The sequence below is a fragment of the Pseudomonas sp. JAI115 genome, from assembly GCF_014200835.1.
GTDB lineage: Bacteria > Pseudomonadota > Gammaproteobacteria > Pseudomonadales > Pseudomonadaceae > Aquipseudomonas > Aquipseudomonas putida_A.
Genome location: NZ_JACHCY010000016.1, coordinates 71,711 through 91,083 on the forward strand (window position 1 = coordinate 71,711; position 19,373 = coordinate 91,083).

Annotated in this window: 15 protein-coding genes; 3 read left to right on the forward strand and 12 right to left on the reverse strand. The window is 59.4% G+C overall.

The window, feature by feature from the left end:
* Positions 1-9 precede the first annotated feature (9 nt).
* From HDC30_RS24850 to rpsU, 4 genes are all read right to left on the reverse strand, one after another.
* Complete coding sequence (locus tag HDC30_RS24850) at positions 10-3,756, reverse strand: bifunctional diguanylate cyclase/phosphodiesterase (protein ID WP_027610708.1); 3,747 nt, start codon at positions 3,754-3,756, stop codon at positions 10-12.
* A gap of 126 nt (positions 3,757-3,882) precedes the next feature.
* Positions 3,883-5,730, reverse strand: coding sequence for an RNA polymerase sigma factor RpoD (gene rpoD, locus HDC30_RS24855; RefSeq protein ID WP_027610709.1), 1,848 nt, complete (start codon positions 5,728-5,730; stop codon positions 3,883-3,885).
* Between the two features lie 67 nt (positions 5,731-5,797).
* Positions 5,798-7,762: a DNA primase gene (dnaG, locus tag HDC30_RS24860; protein ID WP_007966496.1), complete on the reverse strand. Its 1,965-nt coding sequence runs from the start codon at positions 7,760-7,762 to the stop codon at positions 5,798-5,800.
* Positions 7,763-8,243: 481 nt separating this feature from the next.
* Entirely contained in the window at positions 8,244-8,459 is a 216-nt protein-coding gene (gene rpsU, locus HDC30_RS24865; protein ID WP_002551877.1) for a 30S ribosomal protein S21, read from the reverse strand.
* A gap of 199 nt (positions 8,460-8,658) precedes the next feature.
* On the opposite strand from rpsU, the gene tsaD reads away from it, so the two are divergent.
* Complete coding sequence (gene tsaD / locus HDC30_RS24870) at positions 8,659-9,684, forward strand: tRNA (adenosine(37)-N6)-threonylcarbamoyltransferase complex transferase subunit TsaD (RefSeq protein WP_047596441.1); 1,026 nt, start codon at positions 8,659-8,661, stop codon at positions 9,682-9,684.
* Positions 9,685-9,707: 23 nt separating this feature from the next.
* Here the strand turns inward: tsaD and plsY are convergent, their stop codons facing one another.
* Positions 9,708-10,277, reverse strand: a complete 570-nt coding sequence (gene plsY / locus HDC30_RS24875; protein ID WP_115988769.1) for a glycerol-3-phosphate 1-O-acyltransferase PlsY — start codon at positions 10,275-10,277, stop codon at positions 9,708-9,710.
* 74 nt (positions 10,278-10,351) lie between these two features.
* On the opposite strand from plsY, the gene folB reads away from it, so the two are divergent.
* On the forward strand, positions 10,352-10,708 hold the full coding sequence (folB, locus tag HDC30_RS24880; RefSeq protein WP_183785555.1) for a dihydroneopterin aldolase: 357 nt from the start codon (positions 10,352-10,354) through the stop codon (positions 10,706-10,708).
* Complete coding sequence (gene folK / locus HDC30_RS24885; RefSeq protein ID WP_183785557.1) at positions 10,699-11,217, forward strand: 2-amino-4-hydroxy-6-hydroxymethyldihydropteridine diphosphokinase; 519 nt, start codon at positions 10,699-10,701, stop codon at positions 11,215-11,217. The genes folB and folK overlap by 10 nt, the downstream gene beginning before the upstream one ends.
* 80 nt (positions 11,218-11,297) lie before the next feature.
* Here folK and HDC30_RS24890 read toward each other — a convergent pair whose 3' ends face one another.
* The 7 genes from HDC30_RS24890 to apaG all read right to left on the reverse strand — a co-directional run bounded on the left by HDC30_RS24890 (position 11,298) and on the right by apaG (position 19,364).
* Positions 11,298-12,527: a multifunctional CCA addition/repair protein gene (locus HDC30_RS24890; RefSeq protein ID WP_183785559.1), complete on the reverse strand. Its 1,230-nt coding sequence runs from the start codon at positions 12,525-12,527 to the stop codon at positions 11,298-11,300.
* A gap of 64 nt (positions 12,528-12,591) precedes the next feature.
* Positions 12,592-14,154, reverse strand: coding sequence for a SpoVR family protein (locus tag HDC30_RS24895; protein ID WP_027610714.1), 1,563 nt, complete (start codon positions 14,152-14,154; stop codon positions 12,592-12,594).
* Positions 14,151-15,422, reverse strand: coding sequence for a YeaH/YhbH family protein (locus tag HDC30_RS24900; RefSeq protein WP_003228849.1), 1,272 nt, complete (start codon positions 15,420-15,422; stop codon positions 14,151-14,153). The genes HDC30_RS24895 and HDC30_RS24900 overlap by 4 nt, the downstream gene beginning before the upstream one ends.
* A gap of 100 nt (positions 15,423-15,522) precedes the next feature.
* Positions 15,523-17,445 carry a PrkA family serine protein kinase gene (locus tag HDC30_RS24905; protein ID WP_003228848.1) on the reverse strand — a complete coding sequence of 641 codons (1,923 nt, stop codon included), beginning with the start codon at positions 17,443-17,445 and terminating at the stop codon, positions 15,523-15,525.
* Between the two features lie 294 nt (positions 17,446-17,739).
* Positions 17,740-18,069, reverse strand: a complete 330-nt coding sequence (gene glpE, locus HDC30_RS24910) for a thiosulfate sulfurtransferase GlpE (RefSeq protein ID WP_183785561.1) — start codon at positions 18,067-18,069, stop codon at positions 17,740-17,742.
* A gap of 33 nt (positions 18,070-18,102) precedes the next feature.
* The gene (locus HDC30_RS24915; protein ID WP_183785563.1) at positions 18,103-18,984 is read right to left on the reverse strand and encodes a symmetrical bis(5'-nucleosyl)-tetraphosphatase; all 882 of its coding nucleotides are present in this window, start codon (positions 18,982-18,984) and stop codon (positions 18,103-18,105) included.
* A complete protein-coding gene (apaG, locus tag HDC30_RS24920; protein WP_183785565.1) occupies positions 18,984-19,364 on the reverse strand; it encodes a Co2+/Mg2+ efflux protein ApaG in 381 nt (126 codons plus the stop codon). The genes HDC30_RS24915 and apaG overlap by 1 nt, the downstream gene beginning before the upstream one ends.
* Between the last annotated feature and the right edge of the window lie 9 nt (positions 19,365-19,373).

Here is a 19,373-nt window from a genome sequence, read left to right on the forward strand (position 1 = left end):
GGCCGCGGATTATAGCGACGGTTTGGCGGCTGTGCTATCCGAATAATCCGATACGGTTACACGAAGAAACGTTGCGGCGAATTCTTCCGGGGGCAGTGGCAGGCTGACGATGTAGCCCTGGATCTGTTCGCAACCTTCGGCGGCGAGGAATTGTTGCTGGGCCTGGGTCTCGACGCCTTCGGCGATCACGGTGAATTGCATGCTCCGGCCCAGAGCGATGATCGCGCGGACAATCGCCGCGTCGTGCGGGTCATCGGGCAGTCCGCGAACAAAGGACTGGTCGATCTTGAGGATGTCCAGCGGCAGGCGTTTGAGGTAACTGAGCGAAGAATAACCGGTGCCGAAGTCGTCGATCGCCAGTTGTACGCCCAAGTGTTTGAGCTGGTGCAGCACCGCCAAGGCCTCCTCGGCTTGGCTCATGATGAAGTTTTCGGTAATTTCCAGTTGCAGTAAATCCGGCTGCAGACGGTTGTCCCTGAGCAGTTGTTCGATGCGTCCGAGCAGATTCGGCTGGCGTAGTTGCGCACCGGCGAGGTTGACTGACAGCGGGCCGAGGCTGTCGTAGATCTGGCTCCACTCGAACATCTGCCGGCAGGCGGTCTCGAGCACCCAATCGCCGATCTGCAGGATCATGCCGTTCTCTTCGGCCAGTGGAATGAAGTGCTCCGGCGGCACTTCGCCGAAGGTCGGGTGACGCCAGCGGATCAGTGCTTCGGCACCGACCAGGCGATGGTCGTCGAGGCTGATTTTCGGTTGGTAGTAGAGGAACAACTCTTCGCGCTCGATGGCCCGGCGCAGTTCGTGCTCCAGTGCCACGCGCTCGCTGGCCTGGGCAGTGAGGTCGCGAGTGTAGCTTTCGACGCGGTTGCGGCCCTTGGCCTTGGAGCGGTACATCGCCGCGTCGGCGTTTTTCACCAAGGTGGCGACATCGCAGCCATCCCGTGGATAGAGGCTGGTGCCGATGCTGGCGCTGATGAAGAACTCGTGCTCACCGGCCTGAAACGGTGCGCCAAAGCAGTTGAGCAGTTTGAATGCGATGTTGTCGGCATCGCTGGCTTGTTGCAGACCCGGCAGCAGAATGATGAATTCATCACCGCCCAGTCGTGCGACGGTGTCGATATCACGCAGTTGTTCTTTCAAACGCACGGCAATGCCTTTGAGCAGCAGATCGCCAACCGGGTGGCCGAGGCTGTCGTTGATGTGTTTGAAGCGGTCGAGATCGAGGAACAGCACCGCGCCCTGACCACCGTTTTCCTGCTGACTGTTCAGCGCGGTGAGCAGGCGACTTTCGAACAGGGTGCGATTCGGCAGGCCGGTGAGCGGGTCGTGGTGCGCCTGATAGTCGAGCTTGGCTTGTGCGTGTTTGAGGCTGGAGATATCGGCGAACACCGCGACGAAGTGGGTGATGAACTTGTCGCGGTTGCGTACGGCGCTGATGGTCAGCCAGCTCGGATACAACTCGCCGTTCTTGCGCCGGTTGGAAATCTCGCCCTGCCAGTGTCCCTCAGCAGTCAACTGGTGCCACATTGCCGCATAAAACGCGCTGTCATGCAGTCCCGAGGCGAGCAGACGCGGGGTGTGACCGAGGGCTTCGCTTTCGCTGTAGCCGGTGATTTCGGTGAACGCACGGTTCACCGCGCTGATGTGCTGCTGGGTGTCGGTGATCAACACGCCTTCGGCGGTGCTCTCGAAAACGGTGGCGGCCTGCTGCAGTTTTTCCTGCATCAAATGGCGCTCGGTGATGTCCCGGGCAATGGTCAACATGCAGTCTTCTTCGCCGATCGGCAACGGACGGCTGGAGACTTCGCACAGTCGGATTTGCCCGTCGCTGCGGCGGATATGGCAGGTGAAATCGCGTACGAAGCCGTCGCGGTGCAGCAGGTCGAGCATCTGCTTGCGTTCGTTGAGGTTGACCCAGATCCCCAGATCCAACGCCGAGCGATCCACCGACATCGCGCTGTTGAACCCGGTGATGCGGCTGAAGCCCTCGTTGACTTCCAGCAGCAAGCCATCGCTCTGACGCGACAGCAACAAGCCGTCCGGCGAGGCGTGAAAGGCCTTGGCGAACTTCTCTTCAGAGGTTTGCAGTTGCTGTTGGGTTTCCTTGAGCTGGGTGATGTCGCGCACGACCACCACCAGCGCCGGAGTGGTGTCGAGGTCGAAGGGCTCGGCGGAGATCAGACCGGTGAACACCTGGCCGTTGTTGCGGCGAAAGGGCATCTCCAGGTTGCGGATGCTGCCGGCCTGCAAGCGCTGTAACAGCCCGGGCCCGACCCCGGGGATGCCCCAGATATTCAGTTCAGTGGCGGTCTGGCCGACGACGTCCTTGGCCTTGAGGCCAATCTGCTCTTCAAAGGCTTCGTTGACCTCCAGCAGACAGCCGTCGGACAACCGCGCGATCACGAGGATATCCGGGCATTGCTGGAACACCGACGCGAACTTCTGCTCCGAAAGCCGCAGCGCCTCCTCAGTGCGCTTGGTTTCGCTGATGTCGATCATCAGCCCGCGCATCACAGGCTCGTGGCCATGTTCAATCAGACTGACAATGTCACGCACCCACAGGCAGCGCCCGTCAGCGGTGATCACCCGATAGTCGAGGGTGTGATCGCGTCCGTCGCGTACCGCCTCATCGCAAATGGCCTGGGCGCGGGTCAGGTCGGCGGGGTGAATGATGTTGCGCCAGAAGCCCGGAATCAGCCAGTGCGCCTGTGGATAACCGAGCAGATCTTCGGCATGGGGCGACACATAGCTGTAGGTAAAGTCGCTCATGCGCGCTTCCCAGGCGATGGCCGAAAGGCTCTCGACCAATCCGCGGTAATGATATTCGCTGCTGCGCAATTCCTGTTCTAGGTCGACGCGGCGGGCGATTTCCGAACTCAAGCGGCGATTGATGCGAATGACCACCGCCAGAATGCTGACCAGCAGCAACAGGCCCGGAAGGCCATAGATCAGAAGATCCGACCAGAATGTCCGATGGTCCAGAACATTACCGACCCAATGTTCCTGAATGCTGCTGATTTCCTCGGGGCTCATGTCCGCCAGGACTTTGTCCAGAATACCCACCAGCATTTTGTTGTCGCGGGGTACGCCCATTGCCAGCTGATAGCGATACGGGGTTTCGCCGCTGACGTATAAACCGTCGAGCTTGAGCTGGCGCAGACTCCAGACGCTGGAGGCAAGATCGCCGACCACGGCGTCTACCTCGTCGGTAGCCAGGGCCTGCAAGGCCGAGCTGACATTGGGCATAGCCACCAGATTCAGGTCGGGATGGTGGGTGCGCAGGAGTTCGTGGGGGGCGTAGTTCTCCACCACGGCGATCTTCAGACCGTACAGGTCCTCGATTTTGCGCGGTTGTGCGCCGCCGATATGGGCGAGAATCACGATCGGAAAGTCGAGGTAGGGGCGGGTGAACGACAGATAGTTCTGGCGCTCCGGCGTGGACATGATTCCTGGCAGCAGGTCGATCTTGCCGGTTTTCACCTGCGCCAGCACTTCGGTCCAGCTCGATGGCTCGACCGGATTGAGTTTGATCGACAGGCGCTGGCGGATCACGTCGATATAGTCGGCGGCCAGGCCTTGATAGCGATTCTGTTCATCGCGGAACTCGAACGGCGGCCACGATGCATCGACACCCAGGCGCAAGTCCGGGTGAGCCGCCAGCCAGCTACGTTCTTCATCGGTCAGAGTCAGCGCGTCAGCCGTTGCGGTCCAGATCATCAGTGACAGCAAGAAAAGCACGGGCGCCAGTCTGGGCATAACCGTCTCGTTATGGCACGGGATTCATTGTTTCGAGTGTAGACGGGGTATGCCGGGGAGGGGCGGTGCGAGGGATTTAATCTGCCGCATAAACAAAACCCCCGGCCTGGGCCGGGGGTTCTGGTATCACTCGTCGAGGAAGGAGCGCAGATGCTCGCTTCGCGTCGGGTGGCGCAGCTTGCGCAGCGCCTTGGCTTCGATCTGACGGATCCGCTCGCGCGTTACGTCAAACTGTTTGCCCACTTCTTCGAGTGTGTGGTCGGTGTTCATGTCGATACCGAAGCGCATGCGCAGTACCTTGGCTTCACGGGCAGTGAGGCCGGACAGCACTTCGCGGGTCGCTTCTTTCAGGCTTTCAACGGTTGCAACATCGATTGGCGACTGCATGGTCGAGTCTTCGATGAAGTCACCCAGATGAGAGTCTTCGTCATCACCGATCGGGGTTTCCATGGAGATCGGCTCTTTAGCGATCTTCAATACCTTGCGGATCTTGTCCTCAGGCATTTCCATGCGTTCGCCCAGCTCTTCCGGGGTCGGTTCGCGACCCATTTCCTGCAGCATCTGGCGGGAAATGCGGTTGAGCTTGTTGATTGTCTCGATCATGTGCACCGGAATACGGATGGTGCGGGCCTGGTCGGCGATCGAGCGAGTGATCGCCTGACGGATCCACCAGGTGGCATAAGTCGAGAACTTGTAACCACGACGGTATTCGAACTTGTCCACCGCTTTCATCAGACCGATGTTGCCTTCCTGGATCAGATCGAGGAATTGCAGGCCGCGGTTGGTGTACTTCTTGGCGATCGAGATCACCAGACGCAAGTTGGCTTCAACCATCTCTTTCTTCGCGCGGCGGGCCTTGGCCTCACCGATCGACATGCGACGGTTGATGTCCTTGATTTCGGCGATGGTCAGGCCGGTCTCGGTTTCCAGCGCGATCAATTTCTGCTGGCAACGGATGATGTCCGGCTGTACGCGACCAATGGCTTCGGCGTATTTGCTCTTGCCTTTGGCCAGGGCGTCGGACCAGCTTTCGTCGACTTCATTGCCCGGGAACTGACGCAGGAAATCGGCGCGAGGCATACGTGCATCACGTACACACAGCTGCATGATCGCGCGCTCTTGCTGACGCAGACGATCCAGGGCGCTGCGAACACGCTCGACCAGGGCTTCGAATTGCTTCGGCACCAGTTTGATCGGCATGAACAGCTCGGCCAGGGCCAGCAACTCGGCAATCGCTGCCTTGTTGTGACGACCGTGCTTTTTCAAGGCCTTGCGGGTGATTTCCATCTGGTCGGACACAGCGCCGAAACGCTGGGCCGCGATGACCGGATCCGGACCGCTTTCGGCTTCTTCTTCGTCATCCGAAGATTCGGCGTCATCGTCGTCGGTATCGTCGTCAGCCTTGGCGGCTTTCGCGTCGATCGGCGGTGGCACTTCGGCGGCCGGCGGCGCAATGCCGTCGTCCGGGTCGATGTAACCGCTCAGAACGTCGGACAGGCGACCACCCTCGGTGGTGACGCGAGTGTACTCGGAGAGAATGTGGTCAACCGTGCCAGGGAAGTGCGCGATCGCGCTCATCACTTCACGGATGCCTTCTTCGATACGTTTGGCGATTTCGATTTCGCCTTCACGAGTCAGAAGCTCGACCGTACCCATTTCACGCATGTACATGCGCACCGGGTCAGTGGTGCGACCGATATCGGTCTCCACCGCTGCCAACGCAGCGGCTGCTTCTTCCGCAGCGGCCTCGTCGGTATCGGCGTCGGCCAACATAAGGGCGTCCGCATCCGGAGCACTCTCGTGTACGGGGATCCCCATGTCGTTAATCATGCGGATGATGTCTTCCACCTGCTCCGGATCTGAAATATCCTCGGGCAGGTGGTCGTTGACCTCGGCGTAAGTCAGATACTTCTGCTCACGACCCAGTTTGATCAACTCAATAATACGAGACTGCTGTTGCGCTTTTCCGGACATAACACCCTATCCACTGAAGGTCTTGGCGGGCAAAAAACAAGCCGAGGATTATACCTGAGCTATGACCTCACGCGCCAGTTGAGGTCGGGTTTGATGCGGAAACATTGCGACTTAAAAGGTCGCGCAGTTGATTTTTCTCTTCGGCGCTCAGTTCGCTTTGACGCGCTTTCCTGAGCAACTGTTCCAGATTTCGCTCGCGTTGGCGGGCTGACAAGCTAGTAATGGTGTCGAAAAACTGTTGTTCAAGGTTTTCTCCGTCAATCAGCCACTCCTTTTCCGCCAGCGCTTTCAACAAGCGACCCTGTTCAGTGCCGTGCCATCGCGCGATCAACTGAAATGAGTTTAGCTTGGGATTCTTCTGTACGGCTTCGAGCAGCGCCACAAGCAACTGTGCGTTGGTCTGATTTTCGTCCGCAATGTGCCCGGCGTCCTCGACGCGCTCGGCCAGTTGCGGGTGATGCAGCAATGTTCGCAGGGCGGTCAGGGTTGGCGATTCGACGCCAATCGGCGTGCGCGGGCGTTGTTGATCGCGATCGCCGCCACGCTTGCCGTTCTTGTCCCAGGGTTTCTTGTCCCATTTCTTGCCGCCGGCGCCGGGTTTCTTCGGCGTCCACTCCTGCTGCGGCACATACATGTCTTGTGCCTGCGGCTGATGGTAGTCGCTGTAATCCGGCATTGCGTCGTAATCGATGCCCGGATCGTAGGCGGGCGGCGCTTCCTGGGGCGCGCTTTGCGCAAGCTGGCTGACGGTTTCGCTGCTCAGGCCGGTAATTTCGGTCAGGCGCTGGCGCATCAGGATACGCAGGTTGGCGCCCGGCACTTTGTCGATCAGTGGCGCGGCAAGGGTGGCCATGTGGGCCTTGCCTTCGAGCGAGCGTGGATCGGCTTCCTCGGTCAGTTGCTGGAAGAAATAATCGGCCAGCGGTTGCGCATGTTGGTTGATTCGGGCCTTGAAGGCATCAGTGCCTTCGGCGCGAACCAGGGTGTCCGGGTCTTCGCCTTCGGGCAGAAACAGAAAGCGCGCGCGGCGCCCGTCCTGCAGGCACGGCAATGTTGCTTCCAGTGCGCGCCAGGCGGCGTTGCGGCCGGCCTGGTCACCGTCGAAGCAGAACAAAACGTTCGGCACTACCCGAAACAGACGCTTGAGGTGTTCTTCGCTGGTTGCAGTGCCCAGGGTCGCGACGGCATTGCGCAAACCTTGCTGGGCGAGGGCGATGACGTCCATGTAACCCTCGACGACGATGATTTCGTCGAGGTTGCGGTTGTTCTTGCGTGCTTCATAGAGGCCGTAGAGCTCCTGGCCTTTATGAAATACCGGGGTTTCCGGCGAGTTCAGGTATTTCGGCTTGTCGTCGCCGAGTACCCGGCCACCGAAAGCGATGATGCGGCCGCGGGTATCACGAATCGGGAACATCACGCGATCGCGGAAGCGGTCATAGCGTTTGCCGGTTTCGGCGTTCTCGATCAGCAGGCCGGCGTCGATCATGGCCTTCTGCTGCAAAGTGTCGCTGCTCAAATGCTTGAACAAGTTGTCCCAGCCCGGCGGCGCGAAGCCGAGACCGAAGTCCCGGGCGATCTCGCCGGTCAGTCCGCGGCCCTTGAGATAATCCACCGCAGCCTTGCGCGCCGGATGACTCTTGAGCGCCTGGCGGTAGAAATCGGCGGCGGCGGTGAGCAGCGGGTACAGCGGCGAATCGGTTGGCTGCCGCGGTTTGTGCGGGCGGCCACTTTCTTCGCGGGGGATTTCCATGCCGGCGGCTTTAGCCAGGTCCTCAACCGCCTGGGGAAAATCCAGGTTGTCGTGGTCCATGAGAAAGCCGAGGGCGTTGCCACCGGCGCCGCAACCGAAGCAGTAATAGAACTGCTTGTCCGGGCTGACGCTGAACGATGGGGTTTTCTCTTTATGGAACGGGCAGCAGGCGGTGTAGTTCTTGCCGGCCTTTTTCAGTTGCACGCGCGAGCTGACCACGTCGACGATGTCGGTGCGGTTCAGGAGGTCGTCAATAAAGCTCTGGGGAATCAGCCCGGCCATGGCGTTCTCGTCTGCGCTGTAATGAGTCCGATGCGAAGGGCGGCCGGACGCAGGTCTTGAGTGAGGCGCACAAAGTGGGCGGCTCGACCGGGTTCGGTTGCGTGATCGCTGTCGGGAAGTGTATCTGCCGAAAAACCACTGACGTTAGTACTCATCAGTTTTCGACTATTTGAAAGTGTTGCGCTGAATCCGCTGACGGCCGATAAATGGCCCCGGATAGCTCAATAAAACGGGCACGCATGCAGGTGCCTTGGGCTGATCGTCGTAAGAGGAATCAGTGGGTGTGCTCGTCAGTAGCCTTGAAAGGCTCGTCAGAAAAGACGTGCACCGCTGGCAAAAGAGCCAGGTCTGACGCGTGAAGCAGATTTGTCTCGGTCGCGTGTGCGGCTTCGACGGTGAAGCATCAAGCGTTTTACGCAAATGCCATTAGCCCGGCTGAGGGCCGGGCTTAGGCAAGAAGCTTGCTACGATCGTCTGTGTATTAGTACAGACGAACGGCGCGGCGCTGTTCGCGCTGAACTTTCTTGGCGTGACGCTTAACAGCGGCTGCTGCTTTGCGCTTACGCTCAGAAGTTGGCTTCTCGTAAAATTCGCGGCTACGAACTTCAGCCAGTACACCGGCTTTTTCGCAGGAGCGCTTGAAACGACGCAGAGCTACGTCGAAGGGTTCGTTCTCTTTAACTTTGACGGCTGGCATCCAGAGCTACCTTCATTCATTACCGGGGTCAACATCCTCGCGGCAAAAGAGCACTTGAAGACGTCGGTTTTTAAGGGTTGCGGATGTTAACCCCTCATCGCTCGGAATGCAAAGCCTCTGATCGAAAACCGCTAGTCGGGGCATCGCATGGCGACTATTATGCGCGCCTTCGAATTCAGCCTAAACAAGGCGCAAACCCATGCTAGTACTGGGATTAGAAACCTCCTGCGACGAAACCGGCGTCGCATTATACGACAGTGAGCGCGGCCTGCTGGCCGACGCGCTGTTCAGTCAGATCGACCTGCACCGCGTCTATGGTGGCGTGGTGCCGGAGCTGGCCTCGCGTGACCACGTCAAACGCATGCTGCCCTTGATTCGTCAGGTGTTGGCCGAGGCTGACTGCGTGCCGACCGAGATCGATGCGATCGCCTACACCGCAGGCCCAGGCCTGGTCGGGGCGCTGCTGGTCGGTGCTTCGTGCGCTCAGGCGCTGGCGTTTGCCTGGGGCATTCCGGCACTCGGTGTGCACCACATGGAGGGCCACTTGCTGGCGCCGATGCTGGAGCCAAAACCGCCGGAATTCCCGTTCGTCGCTTTGTTGGTGTCCGGTGGGCATACGCAGCTGGTTCAGGTCGATGGCATTGGCCAATACAGCCTGCTTGGCGAGACCCTCGACGATGCCGCCGGCGAAGCGTTCGACAAAACCGCGAAAATGATGGGCCTCAATTATCCGGGGGGGCCGGAAATCGCCAAACTGGCCGAGAAGGGCGTTGCAGGACGTTTCACCTTCCCGCGTCCGATGTGTGATCGCCCGGGTCTGGATTTCAGCTTCAGCGGCTTGAAGACCTTTGCTCTCAACACCTGGCAGCAATGCGTCAGCGCCGGGGACGACAGCGAGCAAGCCCGTTGCGACATCGCGCTGGCGTTCCAGCAGGCCGTGGTGGAGACTTTGACCATCAAGTGCAAGCGCGCCCTGAAACACGCGGGCATGAAGCGTCTGGTGATCGCTGGCGGCGTCAGCGCCAACAAGGCCTTGCGCGCTTCGCTGGAAAAGATGCTCGGCGACATGCAGGGCGATGTGTTCTACGCCCGCCCGGAGTTCTGCACCGACAATGGCGCGATGATCGCGTTTGCCGGTTGCCAGCGTTTGCAGGCCGGTCAGCAGGAAAGTCTGGCCATCAGCGTGCAGGCGCGCTGGCCGATGGAGCAGTTGTCGGCACTGTGATTGGCGGTGTGGCTGAGCGGTATTTAAAAATGCCGTTCGCGCCCGGCAAACAGGTCGCGTAGATTGCCGCGGTGGCGCCAGACGATCAGCAATGTCAACGCGCTCATCGGCAGCAGCGCTTCCGGTTCTTGCCACGCGAGTAAGGGCAAGGTCAGGGGCGTGGCGATCAACGCCGCCAGCGAGCTGGTACGGGTCAGGTAGAACGTCAGCAGCCAGGCGCACACCGCCAGCAGCGCGGCGGGTGGATACAGGCCCAACAGCATGCCGGCGGCGGTGGCGACGCCTTTGCCGCCGCGAAAACGGAAATACAGCGGGAACAGGTGACCGATCACGGCGCACACGCCGATCCAGGCCTGATCCTGCATCGAAAGGCCAGCGGCCGCTGCGATCAGCACCGGTACCAGGCCTTTGCACAGATCACCGAGCAGGGTCAGGATCGCCAGTTTGCGACCGACCAGGCGCAGCATGTTGGTGGCGCCGGCATTACCCGAGCCACTCATTCGCGGATCCGGGTTTCCGGTCAGGCGGCTGAGCAAAATGGCGAAGGACAGAGAGCCGAGCAGGTAGGCGAGAGTCGCCAGTAACCAAAACATGCTAACTATTCCGGGCGAGGACGCCCTGATTCTAACGGCGCATTGCGCCCTTGTCGTGCAGCGGAGAAAAGTGCTTGGACAGAGTGTTTATCGAGGGCCTGGAAGTCGACACCGTGATCGGTGCTTACGACTGGGAGCGGGGCATTCGACAGTGCCTGCGTCTTGATCTGAGCTTCGCCTGGGACAATCGCCCGGCTGCCGCCGGTGACGACCTGAGCCTGGCGCTCGATTACGCCAGCGTTTCCACGCGCATCCAGGCGTTTGCCGAGCAATCCCAATATCAACTGGTCGAGACCTTTGCCGAGCGCCTGGTCGAAGTGCTGATGGCCGAATTCAAGATCACCTGGGTTCGTCTGAAACTGACCAAGCCGGGCGCCGTGCCGGCCGCCAAGGGTGGCGTGGGTGTGGAGATCGAGCGCGGATGTCGCTGACTCAGGTGTACCTCGGGCTCGGTAGCAATATCGAGCGCGAAACCCATTTGTGCGCCGGGCTCGACGCTTTGGCGACGTTTCTGGTGGATATCCGCTGTTCGGCGGTGTTCGAGAGTCAGCCGGTGGGGATCAAGAGCGGGCCTTTCTTCAACTTCGTGGTCTCGGCGTTTACCGATCTGCCCTTGATGGAGCTGGATCGGCGCCTGAAATTCATCGAAGCCGATAACGGTCGCTATGCGCCGGATCGCAAGGGGCTGCCGCTGGATATCGACGTGCTGTTGTACGGCGATCTGACCGGTAACTTCGACGGCTTGATTCTGCCGCGTGCCGAAATCCTGAAAAACGCCTTTGTGCTGTGGCCGCTGTCGCTGATTGCGCCGGATCGGGTGCATCCAGGTGTGGGGAAAAGCTTCGCGACGTTGTGGGCCGAGGCGCAGATTGATCAGGTGTTGGCGCCGGTGGCCTTTGAGTGGCGTGGGCAGCAACTGACGTCTTCGGATTTACGTTGAATTAACGGCCGCTTTCGCGAGCAAGCCCACACATTTGGAATGCATTCCCCTTGTGGGAGCGGGCTTGCTCGCGAAGCTTTTCAGGCTGACGCCCTGTCTTTGTAGGCTTTTAGCGCCTTCAGTCGTTCTCGCTTCAGCGCTTCGCCCAGTTCCGGGCCTTTGAATCCCTTCTCCAGCAACGGCTGCACCGCGACTTCCCGCGCAGCCTGGGCAGCGCCGCGTAAATAATCGGCCTGTGGATAACTTCTCTGCTCCAGCCCTTTACGGCCTCGGGCGTCCATTTCGCATGCGCCGATAAACTCTTCAAACCGCTGCGGTCGTCGATACACATCAAAGCTCTGCAACAGCTCCAGCAATGTTGAGGCCTTCAATTCCAGCGCCCGGTGACAGTGGGTGTGGTACTTGCCGACAAGCAAGGCCAACTCCTGACAATCCTTCGGTGCCTTGAAGCGTTCGTTGACCGCTTTGATCAGATTCAACCCAGTGTGTTCATGGGCGATATGTCGTGGCCACTCTTCTTCCGGCGTCAGGCCTTTGCCGAGGTCGTGCAGCAGGCAAGCCCAGCGTACCGTCAGCGGTTGTTTGTGCAGCGCTGATTGCTCCAGAACGCTGAGAGTGTGCAGGCCGGTGTCGATTTCCGGGTGATGCACTTCCGGTTGTGGCACGCCAAACAGCGCGTCGACTTCCGGCATCAGTTCTTTCAGTGCGCCGCAATCGCGCAGCACCTGGATGAATACCTGCGGCTGATCTTCCATCAGTGCGCGGGAGATTTCTTTCCAGCTGCGTTCGGCGGTCAGCGCCTGCAGTTCGCCGGACTCGCTGAGCTGGCGCATCAGTTCCAGTGTTTCTGGTGCGACAATGAAGCCAAGACTGGCATAACGGGCAGCAAAGCGCGCAACGCGCAGCACGCGGAGCGGATCTTCGGCGAATGCGGGGGAAACGTGGCGCAGGATGCGCGCTTCGAGATCGCGTTGCCCATGATAGGGATCGGTGAGGTTCTGCTGGTCGTCCTCAGCTATCGCATTGATGGTCAGATCACGACGGATCAGGTCTTCTTCCAGAGTGACTTCGGGGCTTGCGTGAAAAGTGAACCCGCCATAACCGCGACCGCTTTTGCGTTCGGTGCGGGCAAGGGCGTATTCCTCGCCGGTTTTCGGGTGAAGGAATACCGGAAAATCCGCACCCACGGGGCGAAAGCCCTGGGCGAGCATTTCCTCAGTGGTCGCGCCCACCACCACCCGATCAACGTCGGTGACCGGTATACCCAGCAAGCGATCGCGTACCGCACCGCCAACCTTGAAAATCTGCATAAAAAACCTCCGTTAGCCCGACAGGATAACCCTTGTGTCGGACTTTCGGAGGTCAGAACCGCATCTAGAGATGAATCACGGCCAAGTCGAGTCGACCGTAATCACCCTCGCTGTGTTCACTTCGCGGCGGTACGTGGTGAGTTTTCATGATCTGGTCGCCCTGAAGGGTTTCCAGGTGAATGTCGAAGCCCCACAACCGGTGCAGATGTTTCAGTACCTCGTCGGTGGAATCGCCCAAGGGTTTGCGGTCATGTTGCTGGTGACGCAGGGTCAGCGAGCGGTCGCCGCGCCGGTCAATGCTGTAGATCTGCACGTTCGGCTCGCGGTTACCGAGGTTGTACTGCGCGGCCAGGGTTTCGCGGATGATCCGGTAACCGGTTTCGTCGTGGATCGCCGGCACTAGCAGGTCGTCCTTCTGGTCGTCATCGAGGATGCTGAACAGCTTCAGGTCGCGGATAACCTTGGGTGACAGGTACTGGAGGATGAAACTCTCGTCCTTGAAACTGCTCATGGCGAATTTGATGCTCGACAGCCAATCGGATCCGGCGATGTCCGGGAACCAGCGCCGGTCTTCCTCGGTGGGGTTTTCGCACATGCGGCGGATGTCGCGATACATCGCGAAGCCCAGTGCGTAAGGGTTGATCCCGTTGTAGTAAGGGCTGTCGAAGCCTGGCTGGAACACCACGCTGGTATGCGAGGTGAGGAATTCCATCATGAACCCGTCGGTCACCAGGCCCTCGTCGTACAGGTCGTTCATCAGGGTGTAGTGCCAGAAGGTGGCCCAGCCTTCGTTCATCACCTGCGTCTGACGCTGTGGATAAAAATACTGGGCGATCTTGCGCACGATCCGCACGATCTCCCGTTGCCACGGCTCCAGCAACGGCGCGTGCTTCTCGATGAAATACAGGATGTTTTCCTGCGGCTCGGCCGGGAACCGGGCGTTGTCCTTGTCGCTGTACTTGTCCGCGCCTTTGGGGATGGTGCGCCACAGATCGTTGATCTGCTTCTGCAGGTGCTCTTCGCGATCCTTCTGCCGCCGGCGTTCTTCCTCGGCGGAAATCGGATACGGACGCTTGTAGCGATCGACCCCGTAATTCATCAGCGCATGGCAGGAGTCGAGCAGGTCCTCCACCGCATCGATACCGTGGCGCTCCTCGCATTGCATGATGTACTGCTTGGCGAACACCAGGTAATCGATGATCGAACTGGCATCGGTCCAGGTGCGGAACAGGTAGTTGCCCTTGAAGAAGCTGTTGTGGCCATAGCACGCGTGAGCCACCACCAGCGCCTGCATGCAGATGGTGTTTTCTTCCATCAGATAGGCAATGCACGGATCCGAGTTGATCACGATCTCGTAGGCCAGCCCCATCTGGCCGCGGCTGTAGGATTTCTCGGTGCTGAGGAAGTGTTTGCCGTAGGACCAGTGGTGATAGCCCAGTGGCATGCCGACCGAGGCATAGGCGTCCATCATCTGTTCGGCGGTGATCACTTCGATCTGGTTGGGATAAGTATCCAGGGCATAGCCGGCCGCAATCCGGGCGATTTCGCGGTCGTAGGCCTGAATCAGCTCGAACGTCCATTCGGAGCCGGTGGAAATGGGTTGGCGTTTCTGCTCTTTGGCGGTCATGTCACTAACCTGCGCTGGAAGAGTTCACGGAAGACCGGATAGATATCCCCGGCCGAGACCAGTTGCTGCTGGGCAAACGTGTCGGAAAAGGCTTCGGCGATGCGTTCGTATTCGTACCAGAGGGCCTGGTGTTCGCGCGGGGTGATCTCCACATAAGTGTAGTACTGCACAAACGGCATGATCTGATTGATCAGGATGTCGCGGCAGATCGGCGAGTCATCGTTCCAGTTGTCGCCGTCGGAAGCCTGCGCGGCGTAGATGTTCCATTCGTTGCTCGGGTAGCGCTCGGCCATGATCTCCTGCATCAGCTTCAGGGCGCTGGAGACGATGGTGCCGCCGGTTTCCCGCGAGTAGAAGAACTCTTCCTCGTCCACTTCCCGGGCACTGGTGTGATGGCGGATGAACACTACGTCGATCTTGTCGTAGTTCCGCTTGAGGAACAGGTACAGCAGGATGAAAAAGCGTTTGGCGATGTCCTTGGTCGCCTGGGTCATCGAGCCGGACACGTCCATCAGGCAGAACATCACCGCTTTCGAGCTGGGGTTGGGTTGCTTGATCAGCAGGTTGTATTTCAAGTCGAAAGTATCGAGGAACGGCACGCGGTGAATGCGCGCGCTGAGTTTCTCGATTTCTGCTTCCAGTTCCTGAATATCGCCGAAGTTGTCCGGCTCTTCGCGCTTTAATCGCGCCAGTTCCTCTTTGGCCTCGCGCAGTTTGGCACGGCTGCTGCCGGACAGCGCAATGCGCCGGGCGTGGGCCGAGCGCAGGGTGCGGATGATATTGATCCGCGACGGGTTGCCTTCGTTACTGATCCCCGCGCGCACGGTCTTGAAAGTGTCGGTGCCGCTCAGGTTGCGTTTCACCAGATTCGGCAGTTCAAGGTCCTCGAACATGAACTCGAGGAATTCTTCCTGGGTGATCTGGAAGACGAATTCGTCCATGCCCTCGCCGGAATTGCCAGCCTTGCCGGGACCGCGTCCACCGCCGCCCCCCGGAGGCCTTGCTATGTGTTCGCCGGCAGTGAATTCCTTGTTGCCGGGATGAACCACGGTCTGCTTGCCGCCGCGGCCGTGGTGAAGCACCGGTTCGTCGATATCGCGACCGGGAATACTGATCTGTTCGCCGTGTTCCATGTCGGTAATGGAACGGCGGCTGACTGCCTCTTCGACAGCCTTCTTGATGTGATCACGGTAACGCCGCAGGAAGCGCTGGCGGTTCACCGTGCTCTTGTTCTTGCCATTGAGACGTCGGTCGATCACATAGCTCATACGTGGCCCTCCGGGCAGCTTCAAGTTGTGAGCTGCGAGCCGCAAGTAGAAGCACAGCGTTCACATGCTTTTTTCTTGCAGCTCGTAGCTTGAAGCTGTTTTACTGCGATTTCCGGACCCGTAGGTACCATTCGGACAGAAGTCTTACCTGTTTGTCGGTGTAGCCGCGTTCGACCATTCGAGTAACGAAGTCGTTGTGTTTCTGTTGATCCTCTTTGCTGGCCTTGGCATTGAAGCTGATGACTGGCAGCAGGTCTTCGGTGTTCGAGAACATTTTCTTCTCGATGACCACCCGCAGTTTCTCGTAGCTGAGCCAGGTCGGGTTCTTGCCGTTATTGTTGGCCCGAGCGCGCAATACGAAGTTGACGATCTCGTTGCGGAAATCCTTCGGATTGCTGATGCCCGCCGGTTTCTCGATTTTCTCCAGCTCTTCGTTCAGGGCGACACGGTTGAGAATCTCGCCGGTCTCCGGATCGCGGTATTCCTGATCCTGGATCCAGAAGTCCGCATACAGCACGTAGCGGTCGAAGATGTTCTGTCCGTATTCGCTGTAAGACTCCAGATAAGCGGTCTGGATCTCCTTGCCGATGAACTCGATATAACGCGGCGCCAGGTATTCCTTGAGGTAGCGCAGATAGCGCTCGCGGGTCTCGGCCTGGAACTGTTCCTGCTCGATCTGTTGTTCCAGCACATACAACAGGTGCACCGGGTTGGCGGCGATTTCATGCGGATCGAAGTTGAACACCTTGGACAGAATCTTGAACGCGAAACGGGTCGAGAGACCGTTCATGCCTTCGTCGACGCCCGCCGAATCGCGGTATTCCTGAATCGACTTGGCCTTCGGATCGGTGTCTTTCAGGTTTTCCCCGTCGTAGACGCGCATCTTCGAATAGATGTTGGAGTTTTCCGGCTCCTTGAGGCGCGACAGCACGGTGAACTGCGCCAGCATCTTCAGAGTGTCGGGGGCGCAGTGGGCCTTGGCCAGCGAACTGTTGAACAGCAATTTGTCGTAGATCTTCACCTCGTCGCTGACCCGTAGGCAGTACGGCACTTTGACGATGTAGATCCGGTCGATGAACGCTTCGTTGTTCTTGTTGTTGCGGAAGGTGTGCCACTCCGATTCGTTGGAGTGCGCGAGCAGGATCCCGGTGAACGGAATCGCCCCCAGCCCTTCGGTACTGTTGTAGTTGCCTTCCTGCGTGGCGGTCAGCAATGGGTGCAGCACCTTGATCGGTGCCTTGAACATTTCGACGAATTCCATCAGGCCCTGGTTGGCCCGGCACAGCGCACCGGAGTAGCTGTAGGCGTCGGCGTCGTTCTGTGGGTATTCCTCGAGTTTGCGGATGTCGACCTTACCGACCAGCGCCGAGATGTCCTGGTTGTTCTCGTCGCCCGGTTCGGTCTTGGCCACGGCGATCTGGTTGAGGATCGACGGATACAGTTTGACCACACGGAACTGGCTGATGTCGCCACCGAATTCGGCCAGGCGTTTGGTCGCCCACGGCGACATGATGGTGTTCAGGTAGCGCCGCGGGATGCCGAAGTCTTCCTCGAGGATCGCGCCATCTTCGGTGGCGTTGAACAGACCCAGAGGCGATTCGAATACCGGCGAGCCCTTGATCGCGTAGAAGGGCACTTTTTCCATCAGCTGTTTCAGCTTCTCGGCCAGGGACGATTTACCGCCACCGACGGGGCCGAGCAGGTAAAGGATCTGTTTCTTCTCTTCCAGGCCTTGGGCGGCATGGCGGAAATACGAGACGATCTGGTCGATGCATTCTTCCATCCCGTGGAAGTCTTCAAAGGCCGGATAGCGACGAATCACCTTGTTGGAGAAGATCCGCGACAGCCGCGAGTTGGTCGACGTGTCGAGCAGCTCGGGTTCGCCGATGGCCATCAATAGACGCTCGGCGGCGGAAACGTAAGCGCTGCGGTCCTTTTTGCACAGCTCCAGGTACTCCTGCAGCGAGAGTTCTTCCTGGCGTGTGGACTCGAAGCGTTGTTGGAAGTGGCTAAAGATACTCATGACGTCACCTCGCTCGATACGTGGAGCCGACGCCGGATCACTCAGTCGATGCTGGCAAGCAGCCGTGGTGGCTGCCTGTTTACCCCCCAGAACACTTTCGCGGTCGACAACCTTGAAAGTCACTCCCGATGACCCGTGCGCCGGTGTACCGGCTCTCCCCTGTTTTGGATGGCCTGGGCTTAAGGATAGTTGGGAATTCGGGAGGTAAAGGCGAGATACGTAATTAGTTGTGGCAGACCGTTCGTCTGCCCCGCGCAGGCCCGCGGCAGCCGGGGCCTGCACGTGACAAAAAAATTATTCGGCGGCGCCTTGCGCGGTTTCCGACGGATAAGTCGTACGCCACAACTCAAAGCCACCGTCCATGCTGTAGACGTCGGAGAAACCCTGACTGATCAGGTAGGCGGCCGCGCCCTGGCTGGAATTGCCGTGGTAGCAGACGACAACGGTCGGTGCATCGAGGTCGGCGCCTTGAATGAAGGCGTGCAGGGAGTGATTGTCCAGATGCTTCGAACCGCTGATATGCAGCGCAGCGAAAGTGGCAGGATCACGTACATCGACCACCACGGCGCCTTGCTCGCGCAGGGCCTGGGCCTGTTTCGGGGGGATTCGTTTGAATTCGCTCATGGCGGGTTCCTGTAGCTCGGCAGAATGCGCAGTCTAACGCGGGGCGCTGACTGGCGAAGTTTCGGGGATAAGTGGTGCGACGGTGGGGGCAAGCCCGCCGTGTTCATCGCATTTGCACGACACGCGCTCGCCGCTGTCGACGTTCATCAGGGTCAGGCTGCCGCCCCAGACACAACCGGTGTCCAGTGCCGAGATGCCCGGTTCACGGACATCGCCTTCCAGCGCGGCCCAGTGGCCGAAAATGATGCGCAGGCCGCGGGTCTTGCGCTCTTTGTGCTGGAACCATGGCTTATAGCCCGGCGGGGCAGTAGCGAGACCTTCCTTGCTCTTGAGGTCGAGCTTGCCCTCGGCGGTGCAGAAGCGCATGCGGGTGAAATAGTTGGTGATGACGCGCAGGCGGGTCACGCCCGTGAGCTCGCTGTCCCACTTCGCCGGCTCATTGCCGTACATGCCATCGAGATACAGCGGAAACAGGTTGTCGTCACGCAGTGCCGCTTCGGCCTCGGCCGCGTACTTCAGGGCCTTGCGCAAGGACCACTGCGGTGGGATGCCTGCGTGCACCATGGCTACTTCGCGTTGTTCGTCGTAATGCATGAGCTTTTGCTGGCGCAGCCATTCGAGCAACTCGGCAGCATCAGGGGCTTCGAGAATCTCGCGCAGGGTGTCGGACTTCTTCAGCCGTTCGATATTGTTGGCGGCGGCCAGCAGATGCAGGTCGTGGTTGCCGAGTACACAGACCAGCGACTCGCGCATGCCATAGAGAAAACGCAGGGTCTCCAGCGATTGCGGGCCGCGGTTGACCAGGTCGCCGACCAGCCACAGCCGATCGAGCTTCGGGTCGAAAGCCACTTGCTTGAGCAGACATTTGAGCGGTTCGAGGCAGCCTTGCAGGTCGCCGACGGCGTACGTCGTCATCAGTGCAGGGCTCCGGGGACGGCGAGGCGGAAAGGTTTGATGATCGCGTCGAAATGCTTGCCGTCATCGGCGACCATTTCGTAAGTGCCCTCCATGGTGCCGACCTTGGTGGTCATCACCGTGCCGCTGCTGTAGGTGTGGCTTTTGCCAGCCTCGATCAGCGGTTGCTGGCCGACGACGCCAGCGCCGCGAACCTCTTCGACATGCCCGTCACCGTCGGTAATCACCCAATGTCGTGAGATCAGCTGGGCAGGGCGCTCGCCATTGTTCTGCACGGTGATGGTGTAGGCGAAGGCGAAGCGGTTGTGCTCGGGTTGCGATTGTTCTGCCAGGTAGCGGGTAACGACACTGACGTCGACCTGATAACGAGAATCGGACATGCAAAAGGG